Genomic DNA, 17,913 nt, shown 5'->3' on the forward strand with positions numbered 1-17,913 from the left:
TCGCCGCGGGGAGCAACCCTAGCGATCACCGGCACGGACCAGAGGTCGGGGAACCGGGTGGAGTACCGCCGCGACGGGCGGGCGGAAATCGACGACCGGTGCGGGTTTCTGGGGAATTGGCATCGGCCGTCGACCGGACAGCGGAATGGGCGCAGCGCACGGCGATCGGCTCCGGCGGCCGGTCCCGATCCGTCGGGTCGCGTCGCGCGGGCCGGTCGGTCAGGGCGCGGCTGCGCCCACCGGATGCCCGTTGGCGACCCTCGCCGGTACGGCGCCGACCCGGCGTACCCCGATCGGGACCGGCGGGGTGGCGGCCAGGTGCCGGCGGGCGGTGCTTTCCGCCACGCCGGCGTGGGCGGCGATCTGCGCCACGGTGCCCTCCGGCAGGGTGGCGGCGGCGCTGGCCACCTTCTGCGCCGCGGTGGGTGCCTTGCCGCGGCCGCGGGCGGGCCGCGGCCGGACGTCGGGCCGGTAGCCGGGCGCGCCGTTCGTCGCCGCGGGTTCCGCGGCCCGTCGCCGGCCCGCCGGCGCCGGGTCCGTCCCGTGCGGCGCCGGGACCGGACCCGCGGTCTCGGGAGGCACGGTCTCGGGACGCACGGTCTCGCTGGCCGCCGACCGCTGCCGCGCCGGCCCGGTCGAGGGCACGGCCGCCGACGGTACGGCCGTAGCCGGTTGGCCGGCCGCGGCGGGGATCGGCTTCCCGGAGCGGGCCAGCACCTCCACCGCGAGCATGAACGACACCGCGGGCACGGCCGCCACCATCCGGGCGACGGTGGTCGGCTGGGCGCTGGCGATGTTCGCCGCGAGGGTGGCCAGGATGCCGAACGCGAGCGCGATCCGGGCGGACATCCGGGGCAGCCGGCCGTTCCGCTTGTCGTCGAGCATGGCCAGGGTCGCGACCAGGATCAGCCCGTCGATCGCCAGGGGCAGCACCGCGGACACCGAGCGGTGTTCGCCGGCGGTGATCGCCACCCGGTAGATGTGCTGGTAGGAGGCGAACCCGGCGACGGCCGCCACCAGGGCTGCCGCCGCGCGGGACGTGATGGTCGTCAGGGCCACCTGGCCTTCTCCTTCGGACGCTGGTCGGCCGCCCGGCGGGCGGCCTCGGCGTTTCGGCGATCTGGACCTTACCGATCGGCCGGGACCGCTGAAATGGTTCGGTTGTTAACAATGCGGACGGTGTGTGTGCCGGTACCGCTGGTCGGGACCCTGCGGACGCGAGACCGGCCGCCCGTTAACAGGTTGACCCGGCAGTCCTCGGCGGGTTGGCTGGCCCGGTGAGCAACATGTGGACTTCTCCCGAAAAGGACCCCCGCGACTTCGGCAACCCGGTCGGGGAGAAGGTGACCTATCAGGCGTACCTGCGCAGCTACCGGCTGACCGTCGAGATGAAGTGCGAGGACCTGGACGCCGAACAACTGGCCCGCCGGGCCGTGCCACCCAGCACGATGAGCCTGCTGGGTCTGGTCCGGCACCTCGCCCAGGTGGAGAACCACTGGTTCCAGCGGGTGCTCCAGGGCCGGACCGAGGGGGAGCGGCTGTACAAGCGGGAGGACGATCCGGACTGGGACTTCACCGGCGCGGTCGCCGACCCGGAGGTGGTGCGGGACGCCTTCACCACCTGGAAGGCGGAGATCGCCAAGGCCGACGAGTGGCTCGACGCCCTCGACGAGGCCGACCTGGCCCGCATGGTGCCGCTGCGCGGCGACCAGGTGGCCATCCGCGACGTGCTCGTGCACATGATCGAGGAGTACGCGCGGCACGCCGGCCACGTCGACCTGCTGCGCGAGTGTCTGGACGGCCGCACCGGCCAGTGACCGCCGCTCAGGCCGGGTGGCGGTCGCCCAGCGGCAGCCAGGCCAGCACGTCCTGGATCTTGGCGTCCCAGTACGCCCACTCGTGCCCGCCGGCGGAGGACTCGACGGTGACCGGTACGCCGCGAGCCCGGGCCGCCGCGGCGAACCGCACCGCGTCCTCGTGCAGGTGGTCCTCGGTGCCGCAGCAGACGTACAGCGCGGGCAGCGCCGCCGGGTCGGCCCGGTCCAGCAGCGTGAACAGGTCGTCGTCGGTCCCGTGCACCGGACGGCAGCCGAACACCGTGTGCCAGACCGCCGGATCGAGCGGTCGGTCGGTGCTGTCCGCGGTCCGGCGGGCCAGGTCCAGCGCGCCGGAGAGGCTGGCCGCCGCGGCGAACCGGCCCGGGTCGCGCAGCGCCCACTTCAGCGCGCCGTAGCCGCCCATCGACAGCCCGGCGACGAAGCTGTCGGCCCGGCGGTCGGAGAACCGGAAGAAGTCCCGGCACACCGCGGGCAGTTCCTCGTGCAGGAACGTCCAGTACCGGTTGCCGTTCGCCTCGTCCGCGTAGAAGCTGCGCCCCACCTGGGGCATCACCACGGCGAGGCCGAGCGGCGCCACGTACCGTTCCAGCGAGGTACGCCGCAGCCAGATGGTGTCGTCGTCGCTCAGCCCGTGCAGCAGGTACAGCACCGGCGGGTCGCCGTCGGGCGCGGCGCCGGTCATGCCGATCTGCACCGACGTGCGCTGCGGCAGCAGCACCGTCATCGACGTGCTCAGGCCCAGTACCTCGGAGAAGAAGTCACACCGCAGCAGCGCCATGCCGCCGGAGCCTAGCCGGTGCACCCGTGTCCGGGCGCCGCCGCGGGGGAGCGCGGGGCACCGGACCAGGGCGTGTCCCTGCCGGCGGGGCGGCCCGGGGCCGGCCGGTGCGGGCTTCTCGGCGGCGCCCCCGGTGCGGCATGCTGGGGGCATGGGCGAGATCCGGGCGGGCGGGTCCGAGGGTGGCGTCTTTGCGGACGTCCGTGGTGCGGAGCGCACCATGCGGATCACCCACCATCCCGAGCAGGACATCGTGGTGCTGTCGCTGTGGCTCGGGCCGTTGTGTCGCAGCTCGTTCCGGCTGCCGGCCGATCAGGTGCCGGCGCTCGTGACGGCGCTGAGCGCCGAGCACCCGGACAGCGCGCACGCGACGACCGGCGAGCATCCGACCGGCGAGCACGCGACGACCGGCGAGCACGCGGCGACCGGCGAGCACGCGACGACCGGCGGATACCCGACCGGCGAGCGTCCGGACACCGGACATCCCGACGACTCCGACCCCGACCTCGACCCCGGTCGGTCGCCGGCGGCGCCGTCGGGCGACGCGCTCGCCACGGTACGCACCGGAGCGGTCGACCAGGCGGCCGCGCTGGCGGTCAGCCGCGGCGACGTACCGGCCTGAGCCCGGCGCCTCGCCCGAAGCCGCGTTGGGTAGAAATGCCGTACCACCACCACCCGAGGAGATCATCGTGCAGCGTACCGACCGTGATCGTTCCGGCGCCGGCCTCCGCCTCGGGGCGCTGCTGACCGCGCTCGTGGTGGCGCTGGCCTGCGGCCTGGGTCCCGGGCGCGGGGGCGCCGAGCGCCCCGCCGACGGCTCGTCCGGGCAGCGGTCCTCCCCGCCGCAGGGGCAGCAGGAGGACGGCACGATGACGATCGGCGAGTTCAAGAGCGACCTGCGCGGCGCCGTCGGCCTGGCCGAGCAGTACTGGGCGGCCCGGTTCCAGGAGAACGGGCAGCCGTTCACGCCGGTCCAGCAGGTGGTGGCCTACCAGCGGGAGGGCGAGGTCACCTGCGGCGGCCAGCCCGTGCCGCGGAACAACGCGCTGTACTGCTCGGCCGGCGACTTCATCGCGTACGACGTCGTCTGGGCCGTCTCGGCGTTCCGCAAGATCGGCGACGCGTTCCTGTACTACCTGCTCGGCCACGAGTACGCGCACGGCATCCAGACCCGGCTGGGCATCCGGTACAGCTTCACCATCCAGCAGGAGTTGCAGGCCGACTGCATGGCCGGGGCGTACATCGGCGATTCGGTCCGCGACGGCGACCTCAACCTGCAGGACGGCGACCTGGACGAACTTCGCACCGGACTGGCGGCGGTGGCCGACGACCCGGGACAGCCGTGGTTCGCGGAGGGCTCGCACGGCAGCGCGAAGCAGCGGACCGCCTCGTTCTTCGACGGGTACCGCCGCTCGCTGGCCGCCTGCAAGCTGAGCTGACCGGCGGGCGCCGGCTTGACCTGCGTCACGTCGATGTCCGGCGGATCGGGCCGCCCGCGGCGGTGGTGGCACGATCGGTGCGTCCCGCGAGTCGCCAGGAGGACGCCCTGACCAGCCCCGCCCCCGCCGCCGTGCTGTTCGACATGGACGGCACGCTCATCGACAGCGAGAAGCTCTGGACCATCGCGATCAACGAGCTGGCCGCCTCGTACGGCGGAACCGTCTCGCCCGAGGCCCGCGCGGCCATGGTCGGCTCCGCGATGGCCGAATCGATGGCGGTCCTGCACGCCGACCTGGGCCAGGAGTGGCGCGACGCCCGCACCGGCGCCGCCTGGCTGGAACAGCGGGTGGCCGAGCTGTTCCTCACCGACGTGCGCTGGCGGCCGGGCGCGCTGGAACTGCTCCAGGCGGTACGCGCGGCGGGCATCCCGACCGCCCTGGTCACCTCCACCGCCCGCCCGCTGGTCGAGGTGGTGCTGGAGACGATCGGCCGCACCAACTTCGACGTGGTGGTCTGCGGCGACGAGGTGACGAACACCAAGCCGCACCCGGAGCCGTACCTCACGGCGGCGCGGCTGCTCGGGGTGCCGATCGGGCGGTGCGTCGCGGTGGAGGACTCGCCGGCCGGGGTGGCCAGCGCGCTGGCCGCCGGCGCGGCGGTGCTGGCCGTCCCCTCCGACGTGCCGCTCGCGCCGGTCGAGGGCGTACGCCGGCTGGAGAGCCTGACCGGTGCGGACCTGGAACTGCTGGCGAGCCTGCGCGCCCGGCTCGCCGGCTGACCGGGCGCGCGGCACGTCGCCGGCCGCCCCGGTCCGGCCCCCGGAACGCCCCAGGACGCCCCCGGTCGGCCCCGGGACGCCCCCGGAACGCCCCCCGGCGGGCCTCCGGCGTGCCGCCGGGGGCGTCCCGCGGATCTCCACGGCACACCCCCGGCGGGGCACCCCCCGGAGCCCTACTCGTGGGCGATGGCGCCCAGCACGTTGATCCGGGCGGCCCGGATCGCCGGCAGCACCGCCGCGATCACCCCGATGATCGCGGCCAGGCCCAGGAACAGGCCCATCTGACCCCAGGGCAGGACCAGCCGGTCGATGCCCTCCGAGTTCAGGGCGCGGACCACCGCGGCGCCCAGCCCGGTGCCGACCACGACCCCGAGCAGCGCGCCGAACACCGAGATCACCACCGCCTCGACGGTGATCATCCACATGGTCCGGCTGCGTCGCAGACCGATCGCCCGCAGCAGGCCCAGCTCGCGGGTGCGCTCCAGCACCGACAGCGCCAGGGTGTTGACGATGCCGAGAACCGCGATGAGGATGGCCAGCGCCAGCAGGATCTGGATCATGGTGAGGATCGAGTCGAGCTGTTCGGTCTGCTGGCTGATGAAGGCGTCCCGGTCGGCCACCGACACCTCCGGGCTGTCCGCCAGCAACGCCTCCACCTGCGGCTGGACCTGACCGACCGGCGTGCCCTCGGCGAGCTGGATGAACCCCTGGCTCGGCTTCGGGACGGTGAAGTCGCTGGTCGCGGCCACCGGCAGCAGCATCGGGTTGGTCAGCTGCGAGCTGCTGTAGATGCCGCTCACCGTGTAGGTGCGCGGTTCGCCCCGGGCCAACTGCACGGTGATCGTGCTGCCCACGCCGAGGTTGCGGCCGGCGGCCACGTCCGAGGAGACCAGCACCTCGTTGTCGGCCAGCCGGTCGATGGTGCCGGCCGTCGCGGTCGCCTGGAAGATCCGGGTCAGCGCCGCCACGTTGCTGCTGGCGGCCACCCAGGTCCGCCGGCCGTCGACCATCGCCATGTCGCCGTACTCGCCGTCCACCAGCCGGACGCCCGGCAGCGCGGCGGCCTTGTCCAGCACCGCCGGGTCGAAGCTCGCCGGCCGGGCGCCGGTCCGGCTGCCGGAGATCACCAGTTGCGCCTGGATGGTGTCCTTGGCCAGCGCCGTGATGCTGCCCTTGGCCGAGTCCAGGATCACGCTCACCCCGGTGACCAGTGCGATGCCCACCATCAGTGCGGCGGCGGTGATCGCGGTGCGTCGCGGGTTGCGGCCGGAGTTCAGCCGGCCCAGCCGGCCCGGGACCGACCAGGAGAAGAGCCGGCCCAGCACGGACACCACCGGGCGACTGATCGCCGGGGTGAGCAGCGCCACCCCGATGAACGCCACCAGCACGCCGCCGAGGATCGCCCAGAGCGTGTTGTCGCCGGCCCTGCCGGCCAGGCCGAGGCCGAGCAGGGCGCCGCCGGCCGCGCCGACCAGGGCACCGGCGACGGTGATCCGGGTGAGCGGCCGGTCCGGCGTGGCGACGTCCTGCAGGGCCGCCACCGGAGGGATCCGGGCCGCGCGCAGCGCCGGCAGCACGGCGGCCACCAGGGTCACCAGCAGGCCGACCGCGAACGCGCTGATCACCGCCGTGGCCGGCAGGCCGACGCCGGCCAGCGCGAGGCCGCCACCGAGCTGGCCGAAGGCGTACGCCAGCAGCGCGCCGACGCCGACCCCGGCGCCCAGGCCGATGGCCGAGGCGAGCAGCCCCACCACGACGGCCTCCAGCAGCACCGAGCTGATCACCTGTCGGCGGCTGGCGCCGACGGCCCGCAGCAGGGCCAGTTCCCGGGTGCGCTGCGCGACGACGATCGAGAACGTGTTCAGGATCAGGAAGATCCCGACGAACAGTGCCACGCCCGCGAAGCCCAGCAGGATCTTGTTGAAGAAGGAGAGCCCCTGCTTCAGCTGGGCCGAGGAGTCGTCGGAGAGCTGCTGACCGGTCTTGACGACGTACCCGTCGCCGAGCGCCGCGGAGATCCGGTCCCGCAGCGCGGTGTCCGCGACGCCGCTCTCGGCGGTCACGCTGATGTTGGTGTACACGCCGGTCTCGCCGAGCATCAGCCGCTGCGCGACCGGTTCGGTGAACGCCACCTCCTGAAGGCCGCCGATGCTGTCCCGGTCGCCGCTGTAGCCGAAGATCCCGACCAGCCGGAACTCCTGTTTCGGCGCGGCCACGGTGAGCACCCCCACCCGGTCGCCGACGGCGACCTTGGCGGCCGCGGCGGTGGCGGCGTTCACCACGATCTCGTCGTCGGCCGCCGGTGCCCGCCCCTCGCGCAGCTTGACCAGGTCGCTCTCGCCGGTCCAGTTCTCGCCGAGCTGCGGCGGGCCGAACGAGGTCAGCGCCTTTCCGTTGGCACCGATCAGCTGGGCGCCGTCGGCGGCGACCTCGCCGGTGGCCGAGGCCACGCCCGGCACCTGGCGCACGGTGCTCACGGCCGTGGCCGGCAGCACCGGCGGGGCCTGACCGCTGTCGCCGCTCACCTTCGGCTCCCCGCTGATGCCGACGTCCACCCCCGCGTAGGCGTCCGCGAAGACCGCGTCGAAGGACCGGCCGAGGGTGTCGGTGAGCACGAAGGCGCCGGAGACGAACATGACGCCCAGCACGACGGCCAGGCCGGACAGGATGAGCCGCAGCTTGCGGGCCAGCAGGCTCTTGATCGTGGCGCGCAGCATCAGAGCGTCGCCTCGCCCGGGGCGTCCAGCTTCTTCATCGTGTCCAGCACGGTCTCCGGGGTCGGCTCCACCAGCTCGGAGACGATCTGCCCGTCGGCCAGGAAGACCACCCGACCGGCGTACGAGGCCGCCACCGGGTCGTGGGTGACCATCACGATCGTCTGCCCGAACTCGGCCACCGAGCGGCGCAGGAAGCCCAGCACCTCGGCGCCGGACCGGGAGTCCAGGTTGCCGGTCGGCTCGTCGGCGAAGACCACCTCGGGCCGGGACACCAGCGCCCGCGCGCAGGCCACCCGCTGCTGCTGCCCGCCGGAGAGCTGGCTCGGCCGGTGCCCGAGCCGGTCGCGCAGGCCGACCGTGTTGATCACGGTGTCGAACCACTGCGGGTCGGGCTTGCGGCCGGCGATCGCCAGCGGCAGCAGGATGTTCTCCCGCGCCGACAGCGTGGGCAGCAGGTTGAACTGCTGGAAGATGAAGCCGACCTTGTCCCGCCGCAGCGTGGTCAGGCCGGCGTCGCCCAGCCCGGTGACCGTGGTGTCACCGATCTCGATCGTGCCGCGGCTGACCGTGTCCAGGCCGGCCAGGCAGTGCATCAGGGTGGACTTGCCGGACCCGGACGGGCCCATGATCGCCGTGAACCGCCCCCGTTCGAACTCGGCGCTCACCCCGCGCAGGGCCGCCACCTGGGCCTCGCCGCTGCCGTACACCTTCCACACATCCCGGGCGCGGGCCGCCGCCCCCATGTCGCGGGCCACCGTCGCGGTCAATGTCGCACTCCTTCGTTCTCCAGCGTCCGGTCGGGCGCCGACGGCCCCACCGGTGGCTTCCATTGTCCGAGCGGCCGGCAAGGCGTACCTCCGACTTCGGACGGAGGGCAGGCGGATTTCCCGCTGCGGGTCGGCCCCGATCCCGGCTCGGGGTTCCCCCCGACCCGCGCCGACCGTACGGCCTGCCGTAACGGCAGGGGCAAGAACGGTCAGCCACCCGGGCGGACCAGCCCCGATTCGTACGCCAGTACCACCGCCTGCACCCGGTCGCGCAGGCCGAGCTTGGTCAACACGTGCCGCACGTGGGTCTTGACCGTCGTCTCGCTGACCGACAGCGCGCGGGCGATCTCCAGGTTCGACAGGCCGCGGGCCATCTGCACCAGCACCTCCCGTTCCCGTTCGGTCAACGCCCCGACCACCGGCCGGGGCGTGCCCGAGGGGTCCGGCAGCGCCTGGACCAGCCGGTCCAGCAGCCGGCGCAGCACCCGCGGCGCGACCACCAGGTCGCCGCCGGCGACCGTGCGGATCGCGCTGGCCAGGTTGCCGGCCGGCGCGTCCTTGGCCAGGAACCCGCTGGCCCCGGCCCGCAGCGCGCCCACCACGTGCTCGTCCAGGTCGAGGCTGCTCAGCAGGAGGACCCGGACCGGCAGCCGCGCCGCGACGATGCGCCGGGTCGCGGTCACGCCGTCCATCCGGGGCATCCTGATCTCCATCAGCACGACGTCCGGCAGCAGCCGGCGGGCCAGCTCCACCGCCTCGGCGCCGTCGCCGGCCTCGCCCACGACGTCCAGGTCCGCCTCGGCCCCGAGCACCATCCGGAACCCGGTGCGCAGCAGCGGCTGGTCGTCCACGAGCAGGATCCGGACCGGCCGGGCGCGGCGGGCCGGCACGCCGGCCCGGTCCGTCATCGAGGCGCCCATTTCACTCATCCGCACCCGGTGCCTCCGGCGCGCCGCCCGCGGCCGGCGCCGGGATGACCGGGAACGGCGGGGGAGTGCCGCCGTACGCCGGGCAGTGCGCCTGGTGGCTGCACCAGTCGCACAGCCGGCTGGGCTTGGGGCGGAAGTCCTGCGCGGCGGTGGCCCGCTCGATGGCCTGCCAGAGCGCCACCAGGGTGCGTTCGAACCGGAGCAGTTCCTCGGCCTCCGGGGTGTAGTCGCAGATCTCGGCGTCCTTGAGGTAGAGCAGGCGCAGCACCCGGGGCACCACCTGGCGGGTGCGCCACAGCACCAGGGCGTAGAACTTGAGCTGGAACAGCGCCCGGGCCTCGAACGCCTCGCGCGGGGCGCCGCCGGTCTTGTAGTCCACCACCCGCAGCGCGCCGTCGGGTGCCACGTCCAGCCGGTCGATGTAGCCGCGGATCAGCAGCTCGCCGCCGTCGACCGTGGCCGAGACCAGGCTCTCCCGCTCGGCCGGCTCCAGCCGGCGCGGGTCCTCCACCGCGAAGTAGCCGCCGAGCAGGTCGCGGGCGGAGGCGAGGAACCCGGCGAGCCGCTCGGCGTCCAGCTCCGCCGGATCCGCCGGGTCCGCGATGTCCGCCGGGTCCGCGATGTCCGCCGGCGCGTCCGCCTCCGCCTCCGCGTCCGCCGGCGCCGCCGTGGGCTCGGCGGCCGCCTTCACCGCCGCCGGCTCCTCGGCGGTGAACAGGTCCCGCAGCGCCGGCTCGGCCGCCAGCAGCCGCGCCCACTGCGGTTCCACCAGGGCGGCGGCCGCCTCGGGGGTCCGCTGGTCGGCGGGCAGGTCGAAGAGGCGCTCCAGGACCGCGTGCACCAGGGTGCCGCGGATCTGCTCGGCCGTGGTCCGCTCGGGCAGCCGGTCGATGCTGCGGAAGCGGTAGAGCAGCGGGCAGGTCTTGAAGTCGGCGGCCCGGGACGGCGACAGCGAGGCCGCCCGGCGGTCCCCCGGTGTCCGCGCCGCCGCCGGCCGGTCCGGCCGTTGGCCCGGGATCGCGCCGGCCCCGCCGGCTGTGCCGGTCGAGCCGGTCGCGCCGGCCACGGCCGCCGGGCCGGGTTGGGTCGCCGTGTCGTTCGGAGTCGCCGTATCCGCCGCCATGTCCGAAGGCTAAGCCACGCCGCCGACATGATCACCCAGGCCGTCCGGAGTGCCGAACCGATGATGCGTAGCATCGCAAGGATGGAGCAGACCGCGTGGCGCCGCGCGCCCGTCCGGCACCGCCGGCCGGTCGCCCGGACCGTCGGACCGACACGGAAGATGGCATAAGTGACCGTTCAACCCGCCGCCCCGCCCGCCGCCGCACCACCGCACCGCGGGCCGTTCCGGCCCGGCGACCGGGTCCAGCTCACCGATCCCAAGGGCCGACTGCACACGATCACGCTGGAGCCGGGCCGGGAGTTCCACACCCATCGCGGTGCGGTGGAGCACGACGCCCTGATCGGCCGGCCGGACGGCAGCGTGGTCACCTCCGCGGGCGGCACCACCTACCTGGCGCTGCGTCCGCTGCTGTCCGACTACGTGCTGTCCATGCCGCGCGGCGCCCAGGTCATCTACCCGAAGGACGCCGCGCAGATCGTGGCGATGGGCGACGTCTTCCCCGGCGCCCGGGTGCTGGAGGCCGGCGCCGGCTCCGGGGCGCTGACCTGCTCGCTGCTGCGTGCCGTCGGGGCCACCGGCAGCGTGCACAGCATCGAGTTGCGGTCGGACTTCGCCGAGATCGCCCGGCGCAACGTGGAGGCGTTCTTCGGCGGGCCGCACCCGGGCTGGACGCTGGGGGTCGGCGACGTCGTCGACTGCGCGGAGACCGGCTTCGACCGGATCATCCTGGACATGCTCACCCCGTGGGAGGCGCTCGACCTGGTCGAGCGGGCGCTCGTGCCCGGCGGCGTCTTCATCGGGTACGTGGCCACCACGCCCCAGCTCTCCGAGCTGGTGGAGGCGCTGCGCGAGCGGGGCTGCTTCACCGAGCCGCGCGCCTGGGAGTCGCTGGTGCGCGACTGGCACGTCGACGGGTTGGCGGTCCGGCCCGACCACCGCATGATCGCGCACACCGCGTTCCTGGTGTCGGCCCGCCGGCTCGCGCCGGGGGTCACCGCGCCGCCGCGCCGGCGCAAACCGAGCAAGGGCGCCGAGGCGTACGCGTTGCGGCGCCAGGAGGCGCGTGCGGCGCGCCCCGCGGGTGACGGCGTGGACGACGGGGAGCGGGACCGGTGAGCGCCGGACGCGCGGTCCGGTCGTGAGCCGGCCGACGTTCGGCGGCGGTGACCTGCCCGCCGTCTTTCCGGACTGGTCGCCCTACCGGGACCTGCCGGCGGCGGCCCGGGCCTACCTGCGCGATCCCGAGGTGGCCCTGGACGAGTTGACCGCCGCGCTGCACGGCGCCCCGGTGCTGGGGTTCACGCTGGAGCGGTTCGTGAACGAGGTGAACGGGGTGTGGCAGGAGGTCGCGGTCTGCGACGGCGGCCGGGTCATCCTGTGGCACGGCGAGGACGTCCCGCCGGATGACGGCCCGCCCGGCTCGATGACCTCGTCGCTGCGGGTGGTCCCGGCCTCGACGGTCACCGAGGTCGGCTGCCGGCGGCGGCTGATCCGGACCAGGGCCGGCACCCTGCGGGTGGACAGCGTGGACGTCTACCTGCTGCTCAGCTCGATGGATGAGACCGTGCCCGCGGACGACGGCTCGCCGCCCCGGCACGACGCGCTGCGCTTCGGCAAGACCCTGGACGACGGCGGTGCGGGGCAGATCGCGCGTCTTGAGGAGTTCGCCCGATTGGTCGCCTCGATGGTCGGCCGCCCGGTTCGTCCCGGCGTACCGGACCGTTCCGGCGCCCCGGACAACCCCCGGAAGTGATCAAGCTTCAGTGACGAGGGCGTTGCGCGGGACCGAACGGGCCTCATACCGGCTAGTGTTAGGGCAGAACGTTCAAGCCCCCGGGGAGGTGGGACGTGGCACGCAGCGACGACGCGGACTCGCGCGCCGCACGGTGGGAGAAGGAGGCCCACGATCTCTCCACCCAGGTCGCGTTCCTGACAGAGGAACTCGCTCTGGTGCGGCGCAAGTTGACCGAAAGCCCTCGACACGTCAGGCAGCTCGAAGAGCGGCTGGCCGCAACCCAGGCGCAGCTGGCCAGGTTGACGGAGAACAACGATCGGCTCGTGAACACCCTCAAGGAGGCACGGGCCCAGATCGTGACCCTGAAGGAGGAAATCGACCGGCTCGCGCAGCCACCGAGTGGCTACGGCGTCTTCCTCGCCCGGCACGATGACGGCACCGTGGACATCTTCACCGGCGGTCGCAAGCTGCGGGTGGCGGTGTCGCCGTCGCTGGAGGCCGACGAGCTGAAGCGGGGCCAGGAGGTGCTGCTCAACGACGCGCTCAACGTGGTCGACGCGTTCGGCTACGAGCGGGTGGGTGAGGTCGTCACCTTCAAGGAACTGCTGGAGAACCCGACCGGCGGCGCCGCCGACCGGTCGCTGGTGATCTCGCACGCCGACGAGGAACGGATCGTCCACCTGGCCGAGACGCTGATCGGGGTCGGGCTGCGCGCGGGCGACTCGCTCATGATCGAGCCGAGATCGTCCTACGCGTACGAGCGGATCCCGAAGAGCGAGGTGGAGGAGCTCGTCCTGGAGGAGGTCCCCGACGTCGACTACACCGACATCGGTGGCCTGCACGCCCAGATCGAGCAGATCCGCGACGCGGTGGAACTGCCCTTCCTGCACGCGGACCTGTTCCGCGAGCACCAGTTGCGGCCGCCGAAGGGCATCCTGCTCTACGGGCCGCCCGGCTGCGGCAAGACCCTGATCGCCAAGGCGGTGGCCAACTCGCTGGCCAAGAAGATCGCCGAGCGTCGTGGTGAGGAGAAGCACACCAGCTACTTCCTCAACATCAAGGGTCCCGAGCTGCTCAACAAGTACGTCGGCGAGACCGAGCGGCACATCCGGCTGGTGTTCCAGCGGGCCCGGGAGAAGGCCGGCGAGGGCACCCCGGTGATCGTCTTCTTCGACGAGATGGACTCCGTGTTCCGCACCCGCGGCTCCGGCGTCTCCTCCGATGTGGAGAACACGATCGTTCCGCAGCTGCTCAGCGAGATCGACGGCGTGGAGGGCCTGGAGAACGTCATCGTCATCGGTGCCTCCAACCGGGAGGACATGATCGACCCGGCGATCCTGCGGCCCGGCCGACTCGACGTGAAGATAAAGATCGAGCGGCCCGACGCGGAGGCGGCCAAGGACATCTTCTCGAAGTACATCCTGCCCGGGCTGCCGCTGCACCCGGACGACCTGACCGAGCACGGCAACGACGCGCAGGCCACGGTCGCCGCCATGATCGAGGCGGTGGTGCTGCGGATGTACTCCGAGACCGAGGAGAACCGCTTCCTTGAGGTCACCTACGCCAACGGCGACAAGGAGGTCCTGTACTTCAAGGACTTCAACTCCGGCGCCATGATCCAGAACATCGTGGACCGGGGCAAGAAGATGGCCATCAAGGAGTTCCTCTCCTCGGGTCGCAAGGGGCTGCGGTTGCAGCACCTGCTCGACGCCTGCGTCGACGAGTTCCGCGAGAACGAGGATCTGCCCAATACCACAAATCCGGACGATTGGGCCCGGATCTCCGGTAAGAAGGGCGAGCGGATCGTCTACATCCGCACGCTGGTCTCCGGCGGCAAGGGTGCCGAGGCCGGCCGGTCCATCGAGACCGCCAGCAACACCGGCCAGTACCTCTGACCCAGCACGCCTCGGCGGCCCGGTGTCCCGGACACCGGGCCGCCGTCGTGTTCCCGCCGCCGGCCCCGGGGCGGACGGGTCGGCATGCCACGCCTGCCCGGAGTCCGGCGGAGACTACTCTCGAAGCGACGGGTGATCGAAGCGAGGTGGCGGCGTGACGGTACGACGAATCATGGGCACCGAGGTGGAGTACGGCATTTCCGTGCCCAGCCAGCCCGGAGCCAACCCGATGGTCACCTCCTCCCAGGTGGTCAATGCCTACGGCGCCCGGCCCGAGCTGAACCGCGGCGGCCGGGCCCGGTGGGACTACGAGGAGGAGTCCCCGCTGCGCGACGCGCGCGGCTTCACCTACTCCGGCGCCGCGTACGACCCGGCGGAGGCGCTCGCCGACGAGGACCTGGGGCTGGCCAACGTCATCCTCACCAACGGCGCGCGGCTCTACGTCGACCACGCCCACCCCGAGTACTCCACGCCGGAGGTGACCAACCCGCTGGACGTGGTCCGCTGGGACAAGGCCGGCGAGCGGGTGATGGCCGAGGCGTCCCGACGGGCCGCCACCATCCCGGGCAGCCACCCGATCCACCTCTACAAGAACAACACCGACAACAAGGGCGCCAGCTACGGCTCGCACGAGAACTACCTGATGCGCCGGCAGACGCCGTTCGCCGACATCGTGGCGTACCTGACGCCGTTCTTCGTGACCCGGCAGATCGTCTGCGGCGCCGGCCGGGTGGGGATCGGCCAGGACGGCTCGCAGCCGGGATTCCAGATCTCCCAGCGGGCCGACTTCTTCGAGGTCGAGGTCGGCCTGGAGACCACGCTGAAGCGGCCGATCATCAACACCCGGGACGAGCCGCACGCCGACGCCGACAAGTACCGCCGGCTGCACGTCATCATCGGCGACGCGAACCTGTCGGAGATCTCGACGTACCTGAAGGTGGGCACCACCGCCCTGGTGCTCAGCATGATCGAGGAGAAGGTCCTCGGCACCGACCTGGGCATCGCCGATCCGGTCGCCGAGCTGCGCGCGGTCAGCCACGACCCGTCGCTGCGGCACCTGATGCGGCTGCGCGACGGGCGCCGGCTCACCGCGCTGGACCTGCAGTGGGCCTACTACGAGCGGGCCCGCGCGTTCGTGGACGACCGGTACGGCAACGACGCGGACGCCGCCACGCTGGACGTGCTGGGCCGCTGGGAGGACGTGCTGCACCGGCTCGGCCAGGACCCGATGCTGTGCGCCGGGGAGCTGGACTGGGTGGCCAAGCTCCGGCTGCTGGAGGGCTACCGGGAACGGGAGAATCTCGGCTGGTCCTCGCACAAGCTCCAACTGGTCGACCTGCAGTACTCCGACGTGCGCCCGGAGAAGGGCCTCTACCACCGGCTGGTGGCCCGGGGCTCGATGACCAGGCTGCTGGACGACGAGTCGACCCGGACCGCCATGATCGAGCCGCCGGAGGACACCCGCGCCTACTTCCGCGGCCGGTGCCTGGCCCAGTACGCCTCCGAGGTGGTCGCCGCGAGCTGGGACTCGGTCATCTTCGACGTGGGCCGGGAGTCGCTGGTCCGGGTGCCGATGATGGAGCCCGAGCGGGGCACGCGCAAGCACGTGGGCGCCCTGTTCGACCGCTGCCCCAGCGCCAAGGACCTGCTGGAGGCGATCACCAACGGGTGAACGGGTTCCGGCCGGCAACCCGGAACGTCCGCCGTACGCGAAACGTCACGCGCGGCGGGCGCCCGCGTCGTACCGGCAGGGTAGGTTTTCTCTAGGCGATGTTGAGGAGGCACCCCATGGCTACCCGTGACACCGGCGGTCAGTCGCAGTCCGGTAAGGCGCGGCAGGACCAGGAGGTCGAGGACGCCGCCGTCGAGGCCAACCCCGAGGTGGCCGAGCGGCATGCCGAGATCACCGAGGACGTCGACGATCTGCTCGACGAGATCGACTCGGTGCTGGAGGAGAACGCGGAGGAGTTCGTGCGGGGCTACGTGCAGAAGGGCGGCCAGTGAGCCCCTGGTCGCGTCGCCCGGGTCCGTCCGGACCCGGGCGCTGACCCGGCCCGCCACACCGGCCCGACGATGATCGCGTCGGCCGGGCGTGCGGGATAGTCTGCTTCAACCGCAACGGTGGTCGCGGCCGGCCCGGGATCGTTCGCCGGACTGGCCCGCGCCATCATGTTTCGAAAGGAGCCACGTGGCAGCGGCTTTTGATCCATCCGGACGTCTTCCCGAGGTCTTCGTCAACGCGGGGACGTCCTCCTTCACCCAGTTTCTGAGCGCGGTCGCTCCGGAGCTGCTGCCCGGCCGGCGGCCCCTGCCGCCCGGGATGGCGGCCGACCTGGCGCCGCACGCCACGACGATCGTGGCGATCGTCGGCTCGGACGGTGTGGTGATGGCCGGGGACCGCCGCGCCACGATGGGCAACCTGATCGCGCAGCGGGACATCGAGAAGGTGCACCCGGCCGACGCGTACTCGCTGATCGGCATCGCCGGCACGGCCGGCATCGGCATCGAGCTGATCCGGCTGTTCCAGGTGGAGTTGGAGCACTACGAGAAGATCGAGGGCGCCATGCTGTCCCTCGACGGTAAGGCCAACCGGCTGGCCGCGATGATCCGCGGCAACCTGGGCGCGGCCATGCAGGGGCTCGCGGTGATCCCGCTGTTCGCCGGCTTCGACGTGGCCGCCGCCGACCCGGCGCGGGCGGGGCGGATCTTCAGCTTCGACGTGACCGGCGGCCCGTACGAGGAGACCGGCTACGACGCCATCGGCTCCGGCTCGCTGTTCGCGAAGTCGGCGCTGAAGAAGCGCTACCGGGCCGGACTGTCCACCGCGGAGGCCGCCCGGCTGGCCATGGAGGCGCTCTACGACGCGGCCGACGACGACTCCGCCACGGGCGGGCCGGACCTGACCCGCCGGATCTACCCGGTGGTCATGACGGCCACCGCCGAGGGCACCCACCGGCTGACCGACGCCGAGACCGCGGAGATCGCGAACGCGGTCGTCGCCGGCCGGATGGAGAATCCGGGCGGCTGATCCGGTCCGCCCCGTCCCTCGTACCCCGACAGTCCAGGTCGAAGGAGAACCGCCGTCGTGGCCATGCAGTTCTACGCCTCACCCGAGCAGATCATGCGCGACCGCTCCGAGCTCGCCCGCAAGGGCGTGTCCCGGGGCCGCAGCGCGGTGGTCCTGAGCTACGCCGGCGGGGTCCTGTTCGTCGCGGAGAACCTGTCCAGCGCGCTGCACAAGGTCAGTGAGATCTACGACCGGATCGGCTTCGCGGCCGTGGGCCGGTACAACGAGTTCGAGAACCTGCGCCGCGGCGGGGTGCGGATGGCCGACCTCAACGGCCTCAGCTTCGACCGCCGGGACGTCACCGGCCGCGGGCTGGCCAACGCCTACACCCAGCTGCTGGGCGCGATCTTCACCGAGCAGTCGAAGCCGTACGAGGTCGAGCTGTGCGTGTCCGAGGTGGGGCTCACCCCGGAGACCGACGAGATCTACCGGGTCACCTACGACGGCTCGGTCAACGACGAGCCGGGCTTCATGGCCATGGGCGGCCAGGCCGAGGCGATCTCCGGGGTGCTGCGCGGCAGCCACCGGCTCGACATGACCCTCGGGGACGCCGTGCAGCTGGCGATCCGGGCTCTGAGCAGCGTGGGCGCGGAGGGGTCGGCGACCCGCACGATCCCGGCCAACCAGCTTGAGGTGGCGATCCTGGACCGGGAGCGGCGGGGCCGCACCTTCCGCCGGATCACCGGCGCCGCGCTGGCGGCGCTGCTGAATGGCACCGCCGCCACCACCGAGGGCGCGGGGCCGGAGCGGCCGGCGGAGCCGAAGCAGCCGGCCGCGGCGGCCGACAAGCCCACCAGTTCGGCCGGCTCGGCGGACCTGGAGGGTGCGGCGCCGGAGACCGGCGAG

16 protein-coding genes and 1 pseudogene are annotated in these 17,913 nt (G+C 72.9%); 11 read left to right on the forward strand and 6 right to left on the reverse strand.

Annotation, left to right across the window (positions count from 1 at the left end):
* Positions 1-219: 219 nt before the first annotated feature.
* Complete coding sequence (locus CIK06_RS13935) at positions 220-1,059, reverse strand: DUF2637 domain-containing protein (RefSeq protein ID WP_095565192.1); 840 nt, start codon at positions 1,057-1,059, stop codon at positions 220-222.
* A 227-nt stretch (positions 1,060-1,286) separates the two neighbouring features.
* Between CIK06_RS13935 and CIK06_RS13940 the strand changes: the two genes are divergently transcribed.
* A complete protein-coding gene (locus CIK06_RS13940; protein WP_095567813.1) occupies positions 1,287-1,817 on the forward strand; it encodes a DinB family protein in 531 nt (176 codons plus the stop codon).
* Between the two features lie 7 nt (positions 1,818-1,824).
* On the opposite strand, the gene CIK06_RS13945 is transcribed toward CIK06_RS13940, so the two are convergent.
* Positions 1,825-2,616 (reverse strand): alpha/beta hydrolase family protein, encoded by a 792-nt coding sequence (locus CIK06_RS13945; protein ID WP_095565193.1) that lies wholly within the window; start codon positions 2,614-2,616, stop codon positions 1,825-1,827.
* A gap of 151 nt (positions 2,617-2,767) precedes the next feature.
* On the opposite strand from CIK06_RS13945, the gene CIK06_RS13950 reads away from it, so the two are divergent.
* The 3 genes from CIK06_RS13950 to CIK06_RS13960 all read left to right on the forward strand — a co-directional run bounded on the left by CIK06_RS13950 (position 2,768) and on the right by CIK06_RS13960 (position 4,834).
* A complete protein-coding gene (locus tag CIK06_RS13950; RefSeq protein ID WP_095565194.1) occupies positions 2,768-3,238 on the forward strand; it encodes a hypothetical protein in 471 nt (156 codons plus the stop codon).
* Between the two features lie 67 nt (positions 3,239-3,305).
* Positions 3,306-4,055 (forward strand): neutral zinc metallopeptidase, encoded by a 750-nt coding sequence (locus CIK06_RS13955; protein ID WP_232534201.1) that lies wholly within the window; start codon positions 3,306-3,308, stop codon positions 4,053-4,055.
* 143 nt (positions 4,056-4,198) lie between these two features.
* Positions 4,199-4,834, forward strand: a complete 636-nt coding sequence (locus CIK06_RS13960; RefSeq protein ID WP_095567815.1) for an HAD family phosphatase — start codon at positions 4,199-4,201, stop codon at positions 4,832-4,834.
* A gap of 173 nt (positions 4,835-5,007) precedes the next feature.
* On the opposite strand, the gene CIK06_RS13965 is transcribed toward CIK06_RS13960, so the two are convergent.
* The 4 genes from CIK06_RS13965 to CIK06_RS13980 all read right to left on the reverse strand — a co-directional run bounded on the left by CIK06_RS13965 (position 5,008) and on the right by CIK06_RS13980 (position 10,370).
* Positions 5,008-7,551: an ABC transporter permease gene (locus CIK06_RS13965; RefSeq protein ID WP_095565195.1), complete on the reverse strand. Its 2,544-nt coding sequence runs from the start codon at positions 7,549-7,551 to the stop codon at positions 5,008-5,010.
* Positions 7,551-8,318 (reverse strand): ABC transporter ATP-binding protein, encoded by a 768-nt coding sequence (locus CIK06_RS13970; RefSeq protein WP_095565196.1) that lies wholly within the window; start codon positions 8,316-8,318, stop codon positions 7,551-7,553. Before CIK06_RS13970 ends, CIK06_RS13965 begins: the two co-directional genes overlap by 1 nt.
* 209 nt (positions 8,319-8,527) lie before the next feature.
* Positions 8,528-9,226 carry a response regulator transcription factor gene (locus tag CIK06_RS13975; RefSeq protein WP_095567816.1) on the reverse strand — a complete coding sequence of 233 codons (699 nt, stop codon included), beginning with the start codon at positions 9,224-9,226 and terminating at the stop codon, positions 8,528-8,530.
* 13 nt (positions 9,227-9,239) lie between these two features.
* Entirely contained in the window at positions 9,240-10,370 is a 1,131-nt protein-coding gene (locus tag CIK06_RS13980) for a PD-(D/E)XK nuclease family protein (protein ID WP_095565197.1), read from the reverse strand.
* Positions 10,371-10,538: 168 nt separating this feature from the next.
* Here CIK06_RS13980 and CIK06_RS13985 point away from each other — a divergent pair, with 168 nt between their 5' ends.
* From CIK06_RS13985 to prcA, 7 genes and pseudogenes are all read left to right on the forward strand, one after another.
* Positions 10,539-11,486 carry a tRNA (adenine-N1)-methyltransferase gene (locus CIK06_RS13985; protein WP_095565198.1) on the forward strand — a complete coding sequence of 316 codons (948 nt, stop codon included), beginning with the start codon at positions 10,539-10,541 and terminating at the stop codon, positions 11,484-11,486.
* Between the two features lie 22 nt (positions 11,487-11,508).
* Positions 11,509-12,123, forward strand: coding sequence for a hypothetical protein (locus CIK06_RS13990; RefSeq protein WP_095565199.1), 615 nt, complete (start codon positions 11,509-11,511; stop codon positions 12,121-12,123).
* 95 nt (positions 12,124-12,218) lie between these two features.
* Positions 12,219-14,000: a proteasome ATPase gene (arc, locus tag CIK06_RS13995; protein WP_095565200.1), complete on the forward strand. Its 1,782-nt coding sequence runs from the start codon at positions 12,219-12,221 to the stop codon at positions 13,998-14,000.
* 154 nt (positions 14,001-14,154) lie between these two features.
* The gene (dop, locus tag CIK06_RS14000) at positions 14,155-15,672 is read left to right on the forward strand and encodes a depupylase/deamidase Dop (protein ID WP_095565201.1); all 1,518 of its coding nucleotides are present in this window, start codon (positions 14,155-14,157) and stop codon (positions 15,670-15,672) included.
* 116 nt (positions 15,673-15,788) lie between these two features.
* Positions 15,789-16,004 carry a ubiquitin-like protein Pup gene (locus CIK06_RS14005; RefSeq protein ID WP_095565202.1) on the forward strand — a complete coding sequence of 72 codons (216 nt, stop codon included), beginning with the start codon at positions 15,789-15,791 and terminating at the stop codon, positions 16,002-16,004.
* A gap of 184 nt (positions 16,005-16,188) precedes the next feature.
* Positions 16,189-17,028, forward strand: coding sequence for a proteasome subunit beta (gene prcB / locus CIK06_RS14010; protein WP_095565203.1), 840 nt, complete (start codon positions 16,189-16,191; stop codon positions 17,026-17,028).
* Between the two features lie 57 nt (positions 17,029-17,085).
* Positions 17,086-17,889, forward strand: a pseudogene (gene prcA / locus CIK06_RS14015) (proteasome subunit alpha); the annotation flags it as partial.
* Positions 17,890-17,913 lie beyond the last annotated feature (24 nt).

This window comes from Plantactinospora sp. KBS50 (genome assembly GCF_002285795.1).
Lineage (GTDB): Bacteria > Actinomycetota > Actinomycetes > Mycobacteriales > Micromonosporaceae > KBS50.